This is a genomic window from Corynebacterium sp. UBA4397, from assembly GCF_002390965.1.
Taxonomy (GTDB): Bacteria; Actinomycetota; Actinomycetes; order Mycobacteriales; family Mycobacteriaceae; genus Corynebacterium; species Corynebacterium flavescens.
In genome coordinates this window covers 21,721-28,839 of sequence record NZ_DGRD01000039.1, presented here as the reverse complement: position 1 = coordinate 28,839, position 7,119 = coordinate 21,721, and the positions used below count along the sequence as shown (strand labels likewise).

Here is a 7,119-nt window from a genome sequence, read left to right as displayed (position 1 = left end):
GAACTTGGCAGTGCGGTAGCAAAGCCATCCGGCCTATCCTGAAGGATTGGGCCCAAGCGGAGGACGACCGACCAACAAAACCACTGCACTCTACAACCAGAAGAGCCGGTTTAGCGGGCGAGGTTGGCGATGTCGCCGACGAGCGCATCGATATCCTCGTCATTGGTGGACCACGAGGTGCAAAAGCGCACCGCGCGCAGATCCCCGTGCGGCTCGAAGAACTGGCACACGTAGTTCTGGGAGAGCTCATCTTCCTGTTCTTGGGTCAACAGTGCGAATTGCTGGTTGGTGGGGGAGTCAAAGAGCATGTCTATTCCGGCCGCGGCGAAGGCGTGCGCAATGCGCTGCGCCTGCTCGTTGGCATGGGCGGTAATCTCCTCATAGAGATTGTCGTGGAAGAGCGCGCTAAACTGCGCGCCAAGCAACCAGCCCTTTGCCAGAAGCGCGGAGTTTTGTTTCATGGCATTGCGGAAGTAGGCGTCCCCGCCATGCGGAAAGACGATGGCCTCTCCGAATAAAGCGCCGCACTTTGTGCCGCCGATGGTGAAGATGTCACACAGGCGCGCGAGATCGGGCAGCGTGGCGTCCCCGGCGGCGAGTCCATAGCCCAAGCGGGCGCCGTCAACGAGGAGCGTGAGCGAGAAGCGGTCACAGACTTCGCGCAACTCGCGCAGCTCCGCCAAGGAATAGACGGTGCCGTACTCGCTGGGCTGGGAGATATAGACCATGGCTGGCTCTACTGCGTGCTCCATGGTGCCGGAGGAGCGATACTCTTCCACGCACTGGGTAACTTGCGCGGCGGTGATCTTGCCCAAGTGCCCGGGCAAGGCCAGGATCTTGTGCCCGGAATGCTCGACGGAGCCGGTCTCATGGGTGTTGATATGCCCGGAATCCGCGCTGATGACTCCCTGCCAGGGCCGAAGAGTGGCGGCAATTGCCGTGGTATTAACCTGGGTTCCACCCATCAGGAAATGAACTCCTGCTTCCGGGGCGGCGCAGGCGTTTCTAATCTCCGCCCTGGCCTTCTCACACAGTGGGTCCTCTCCGTATCCCGGGTAGGAATCTTGTGCTTTTACGAGGGCGGAGAGGACGGCGGGGTGGCCGGTGCGGTGATAGTCATTACCAAAGTGGATCATGGGCTGTAAGTTTATCCGTTGACCTTGACACTTCCAACGCCGTGATCAATGTGGATATTCAGCTTTGCTTCCGGGTCGCTGCGTGGGGTGCAGTTGCTTTGCCCCACTCCCGAATCACAGGTGAGGTTGAAGGGGATAGATTCGGGCAGGGTCACGTTGAGCTCGCCTATTCCCATGTCCACCGTGACATCACGCGGGGCGGAGAGCCCAGGTAGTTGCGAGAAGTCGATGGTGGCGGAACCAATGCCGAGATCGTAGTGCTCCGGCAGATCTTCCTCGCTGCGCGGGGTCTGCTCAAGCTCCCCGATGCCTACACTCACGGTGGAGGAGTAGGAGCTCTCCCCGGAGTCATAGCTGAGGTAGGCCAGCAGCCCGAGGGCGGCGGCGATGGCGAGGATCCATCCCGCAGCGATGGCTAAGCCGCGGCCACGCTTGCGTGGCTGGGGGCGTGGGGAAGGATCTGGCAGGTCCCAGGCCTCGGGCACGACCCCGAGCGGATCCCAGGAAGGCGGTGCCTTATGGCCCGGGGGAAAGGGGTAGCCTTCCACCGGGGTAAATGCGCTGAGGTCGACTGCCTCGTGACGCGTGGGCTGCTCGGTAGCGGAGAGTCCAGCTGGAGGAACGGGCTCACGGCGATGGAGCATATACCAGGCCAGCCCGAAGAGTGAGAGAACCAGCAGCGAGGAGAGGTTGGCGCCGCCGATGAGCGGGCCGATTCCCATTGCAATGCCGAAGGCGATGATGAGGCCCCAGCCCAGGCCGGCCTCGGAGGCCTCGCCGTCGTGGCGGCCAAAGGCTTCCTCGAGTGGAGAGGTCTTCTTCCCGTAGCGCGGCATGATGGCCCATGCTGCGACATAGGCAGCGATGCCGCCGCCGAAGGCGATGGTAGAGACCACGAAGGCGACGCGGACGATGGTGGGATCGAGTTGATAGCGCACCGCGATTCCCTCGCAGACGCCGGCGATATGGGCCTTGCCGCCTTGAGCGGAGGGCAAACGCGGCGGCCTAGAGTTCCACATGGCGTGCAGGGTTCCGGAGAAGTCTGATTCTCGCGGGCTAGCCGGTCCGGAATACGGGCTCTCCTCGCGGGGTCCTTGGCGTGTCATGCCTCAAGTATGGCGGGGGAAGGGTGCGAAATACATCGGGGAGCACCCTGATCTTTTGGGCTCAGGGTTGTCCCCGATGTGGACTAGGGGCTGGCCGTGCCACTATAGAGTCTATGAAATCGCCCTACCTTTCCGGCTCCTCCGCGGCGGCGTATCCCACGATGGTGCGCCCGCGCTCAGAGCGCGTCGTGGCCGGCGTGGCGGCGGGGTTGGCGCATAATCTTGGGGTCGACGTCGTCTATGTGCGCATTGCGTTGACGGCTCTGACGTTGCTGGGCGGGGTCGGGGCCTTGGCCTATGCCGGGCTGTGGATGTCTACCTCGGTGGAGGAGGATGGACCGCGTAAAAAGCCCGCTGCCGTTGCCCTTTGGTTGGTGCTCGCCGCCGTGCTCGGCACCTTTGCCGCCGTGGCTTTGGCCTCGGGCTTTAGCGCGGGTGCCTTGGTGCCTTTGGCCTTGGCTGCCGTGGGCGCCTTCATGGCGTGGCAGGCCTATGATCGGGGCCTGGATTCGAAGCTAGGCCTAGTTAGCATCGTGGGTGGGGCGGGGCTTGTCATCGTGTGCATCGTGTTCATGGCGCTCACGTGGGAGTCGGGCTCGGGCGGGGTTATCGTTGCCACCTTCCTTACCCTCCTCGGCTTTGGGGCGCTGGTGGTGCCTTTGGTGCTGAAGCTGTGGCGTTCGCTGGCCCAGGAGCAGGCGGCGAAGGCGGCGGCGGATGAGCGCACCCAGATCGCCGCGCGTTTGCACGATTCCGTCCTGCAGACTCTGGCGCTCATTCAAAAGCGGGCGGAGGATCCCCAGGAGGTCTCACGCCTGGCGCGCTCCCAGGAACGCGAGCTGCGCGCCTGGCTTTTCGACGCCGACTCCGCCTCCCCCGAGACCATATTCGGTGCCTTGGAAGCGGCCTGCGGGGAGGTCGAGGACCTGTTTAATCTGCGGCTATCCGCGGTGACGGTGGGGGAGGATACCGCCTTGAGCGAGGAGAGCAAGCTTATAGTGATGGCTGCCCGTGAAGCCATGGTCAACGCCGCCAAGCACGCCCAAGTTGATTCCGTCGATGTCTATGCGGAGATTCTTGCCGGTGAGCTCTCTATCTTCGTGCGTGATCGCGGCACCGGCTTCGATGTTTCTGATATTCCGGAAGATCGGCACGGGATTCGGGAGAGTATCCAGGCCAGAGCGGACGCCGCTGGGGGCAGCTGCCGCATCAAATCCGCGCCGGGTGAGGGCACCGAGGTTGTGCTCACGGTAGCTTTGTAGCCATGGTGAAAGTCTTTTTGGTCGACGATCATTCGGTGTTTCGTGCCGGCGTGCACGCGGAGATCGCTGCGGCAGGTGAGGGCATCGAGATCATCGGTGAGGCAGGAACGGTCCCAGAGGCCATCGAGGGTATTAATTGCCAGCACCCAGACGTGGTCCTGCTTGATGTCCACATGCCGGAAGGCGGCGGACTGGCCGTGGTGCAAGGCGCGCCTGGCCCGAAGTACCTGGCGCTGTCGGTCTCTGATGCGGCAGAGGATGTCATCTCCCTGATTCGGGCAGGCGCGCGCGGCTATGTCACGAAGAATATCTCCGGCCCAGAGCTGGTGCACGCCATCGAGCAGGTCGATAGCGGGGATGCGTACTTTTCCCCACGGCTGGCAGGCTTCGTGCTCGATGCCTTCTCCTCCGGTGCTCCCGCACCCGCCGAGGAGGATCCGGTGGTGGATGCGCTGACGCGGCGCGAACTGGAGGTGCTGCGCCTTTTGGCGCGCGGCTATACCTACCGTGAGATTGGCCGAGAGCTATTCATCTCGGTGAAGACGGTGGAGACTCATGCCTCGAATATCTTGCGCAAGACCCAGCAATCGAATCGCTACCAGCTCACGCGCTGGGCGGCACGCCGCGACCTAGATTAGGCACCTTCACTACCGGCTTCCCGCAGTATTCGAACACACATTTGCACGTGTCCCTAGCGGGGTACATACTAGGGGGATGAATCAAACACACGTTCGCCCACTGGCGGCCGTGGCCGGTGGGGATAGGGCTGGCCAGGTGGCCGCGCTGCGGGCCCGCCTGCAGGCCATGGAGGCTGCGTCGGAGTCTCCGGCCGCCCCCGTGGCACCCGAGGATGTGGAGGTGGAGGGGGTGGATACCCCGCCGCAGCTGGCCAAACTTCTACCCTTTGGGGGTTTGCGGCGTCGGCAGGCCGTGCGCTGCACGGATTGTCCGGCCTTGGTCGTGGAGCTGATCTCCTATGTTAGTGCCCGGGGTGGATATGTGGCGGTGGTGGGTTGGCCGGAACTGTCATTCGCACAGGTGGTCGAGGATGGCGATATGGACAAAGTGATTGCCATCCCCGATCCAGGACCGCAGCCATGGGCAGTGACGGGGGTCCTCGTGGAGGGGCTAGATCTAGTTATCCATTACGCCCCAGCGGTCTCCCTTAGCCCGGCCAGCGCGCGTCCGGTGCTGGCCAAGCTGCGCGGTGCTAAGGCCGCACTGGTCACCGTGGGTGGAGGCTTGCCGGGAACGCATACCCATATCTCGGCGGAGGTGACCACGTATCGCGGATTGGGTAGGGGTACGGGCCGCATCAACGGCCTTGATATCTCCGTGCGCGTAAGTGCAAAGGAGGCCCGGCCTGCGCAAGGGGTAATAAGCTGCGGCAAGCGCAGGCGCTTGGAGGCGGTATGAGGATAGCGGCGCTGTGGTTTCCGGACTGGCCCATCCAGGCTGCGCGCATGGACGCGGATTTTAAAGGCCCAGCCATCGTGGAGAAAAGCAACGCGGTCTTAGCCTGTGATGCTGCGGCACGCAGGGTGGGTATTAGGCGGGGGATGCGGGTGCGCCAGGCCCAGGCCATCTGCCCCGAGGTTTCCATCGTGGGGTCTCAGCCGGACCGCGAGGGGGCGCTTTTTGCCGAGCTCACCGCCGGCCTAGACGCGGTGGCCTCCTCTGTCGAGGTGATAAGGCCGGGCCTAGTCATCGTGGATGCGGCTGCGGCGGGACGCTTTCACGGCGGCGAGGATGCCGCAGTGGAAATGTTGGTGGATGCCGTGTCGCGGCGTGGTCTTGATGCCACCGTTGGGGTGGCAGGGGAGATTGCCACCGCACTGATCGCCGCGCGAGACGGACAGCTGGGCGCTGTCATCCCGGAGGGAGGTTCGCGGGAGTTTTTAGAGCCGCAGCCCATAGGGGTCCTCGCGGCGGAGGTGGCGCTGGACTGTGCAGGAGAACTGGTTGAACAGCTCCGACGTCTGGGCCTCAAGACTTTGGGGGACCTGGCATGCCTGCCGCTGCGCCAAGTCAGTTCGCGCTTTGGGGAGGCGGGGAGGCGTTGCCATGCCATAGCGAGCGCGGCACCAGACAGGAGGGTGGCCCCCGAGCCCGCGCGCGCGGAGCTGGCGGTGAAGACGGTGCTGGAGGAACCCATCGAGCGAGTTGATGCCGCAGCTTTCGCCGCGCGGGAGCTAGCAGCGCGCCTGCACGCGCGGTTGCGGGAGGGCGGATGGGCCTGCCTGCGCCTGCGGGTAATGGCAGAGCTGGCCAACGAGCAGGTTCTAGAACGGGTCTGGCGCACGCGATCTGCCCTGAGTGAAGAGGCCACGGCGGATCGCGTGCGCTGGCAGCTCGATGGGTGGCTGACCTCCGCGCGCGCTCAGGGCAAGGACGGCGCCGGCATCGTGTCCCTCATCCTCGAGCCCATCGAAGTGGCTCACCCGGACGGGGAGGGCCTGTGGGGAAGCGGTTCCTCGGAAGAAGATGCCAAGCGTGTGATCTCGCGGGTGCAGGCGCAGCTTGGCATCGATCGGGTGCTCCAGCCGTGGGACAGCGGAGGTCGCGGGGTGGCTGAGCGCGTCGAGTTTATTCCCTATGGCGAAAAGCGCGATCCGGCCCCCGAGGGCAGTTGGCCGGGGCGCATTCCCGCACCCTTGCCTGCGCGGCTAGCCGGGGCACATCCTGCCGCGCGCATCCGTCTTATAGATGCCAGTGCCGCGGAAGTCTATGTCACCGCGGAGACCTTGTTGAGCAGCACCCCTCACGCGCTGGGCTGGGGGCAACACCGCTACGCGGTCATCGGCTGGGCAGGGCCATGGCCGGTGGATATTGGTTGGTGGAAAGGCCAAGAGCAGCGGCTTGCCCGTCTGCAGGTGCTCGGGCAGGGACAAGGGGAACAGCGCCAGCGGGCCTGGCTCCTGCTCTGGCGGGGAGGAAAGTGGCGCGTCGAGGCGAGCTACGCCTAGCCGGCCTGCAAGACGTCGATGACGAGGCGGGTGGGATTTTGTAGAGTCTGCACGGAATACGCGTGGCGTTCCTTCATCCCGATAATAAACTGGCAGCGGCCTTCGAAGGTCCCGGTGTTGACAACTTCGGTGACGAAACCGCCAGCGCCGTGGGTGGTGCCGATATTAGGATCGTCGATGTTGAGCTCGAAGGGATAGACCACTCCGTCGATATTGACGTTGAGGGCGGTATTGCCTGTGTAGGCCACGGGCTTGCCTGAGCCCTGCTGGGTGGGGGTGTCACTGTAATCAATGAACCAACCCGGCTCGCCATCTCCGGTGAACTCGAAGACGATGCGCTCAAAACCCTGGTGTTTTCCCACCCGCACGTCCGTGACAACGAGCTGGCTGGGAGCCTGGGGCCGCAGTGTTTTCATCTCGCTATTGGCGTTGCCTAAGGGCGAGATGCCCGCGCTGGGGGTCTCAGCAGGGGCGGTGGCCTCGACGCTGTCCACCGTCGCGGCGACGGTGGACGGCGCTGCCGAGGTGCTGCTTGCATCAGGGCTGCGGCCGCAGGCGCCTAGTGTCACGGAGCAGATCACGAGGACTCCGCAACACACTTTATGAGACATCAACATGCTTTCAGGCTAAAGGGCTTTGCGGACAACCG

General features: G+C 64.0%; 7 protein-coding genes. 4 read left to right on the top strand and 3 right to left on the bottom strand.

Annotation, left to right across the window (positions count from 1 at the left end; genetic code table 11):
* Positions 1-110: 110 nt before the first annotated feature.
* Positions 111-1,136: a threonine aldolase family protein gene (locus B2696_RS08760; RefSeq protein ID WP_075729188.1), complete on the bottom strand. Its 1,026-nt coding sequence runs from the start codon at positions 1,134-1,136 to the stop codon at positions 111-113.
* A gap of 11 nt (positions 1,137-1,147) precedes the next feature.
* A complete protein-coding gene (locus B2696_RS08755) occupies positions 1,148-2,242 on the bottom strand; it encodes a PspC domain-containing protein (protein ID WP_286955028.1) in 1,095 nt (364 codons plus the stop codon).
* A 113-nt stretch (positions 2,243-2,355) separates the two neighbouring features.
* On the opposite strand from B2696_RS08755, the gene B2696_RS08750 reads away from it, so the two are divergent.
* The 4 genes from B2696_RS08750 to B2696_RS08735 all read left to right on the top strand — a co-directional run bounded on the left by B2696_RS08750 (position 2,356) and on the right by B2696_RS08735 (position 6,470).
* Entirely contained in the window at positions 2,356-3,504 is a 1,149-nt protein-coding gene (locus tag B2696_RS08750) for an ATP-binding protein (protein WP_286955026.1), read from the top strand.
* A gap of 2 nt (positions 3,505-3,506) precedes the next feature.
* Positions 3,507-4,142, top strand: a complete 636-nt coding sequence (locus tag B2696_RS08745) for a LuxR C-terminal-related transcriptional regulator (protein WP_075729191.1) — start codon at positions 3,507-3,509, stop codon at positions 4,140-4,142.
* 76 nt (positions 4,143-4,218) lie between these two features.
* Positions 4,219-4,920: a hypothetical protein gene (locus tag B2696_RS08740; protein WP_286955024.1), complete on the top strand. Its 702-nt coding sequence runs from the start codon at positions 4,219-4,221 to the stop codon at positions 4,918-4,920.
* Positions 4,917-6,470 (top strand): DNA polymerase Y family protein, encoded by a 1,554-nt coding sequence (locus tag B2696_RS08735; RefSeq protein WP_286955023.1) that lies wholly within the window; start codon positions 4,917-4,919, stop codon positions 6,468-6,470. The genes B2696_RS08740 and B2696_RS08735 overlap by 4 nt, the downstream gene beginning before the upstream one ends.
* Here the strand turns inward: B2696_RS08735 and B2696_RS08730 are convergent.
* On the bottom strand, positions 6,467-7,087 hold the full coding sequence (locus tag B2696_RS08730; protein WP_376752398.1) for an AMIN-like domain-containing (lipo)protein: 621 nt from the start codon (positions 7,085-7,087) through the stop codon (positions 6,467-6,469). The genes B2696_RS08735 and B2696_RS08730 overlap by 4 nt on opposite strands.
* Positions 7,088-7,119 lie beyond the last annotated feature (32 nt).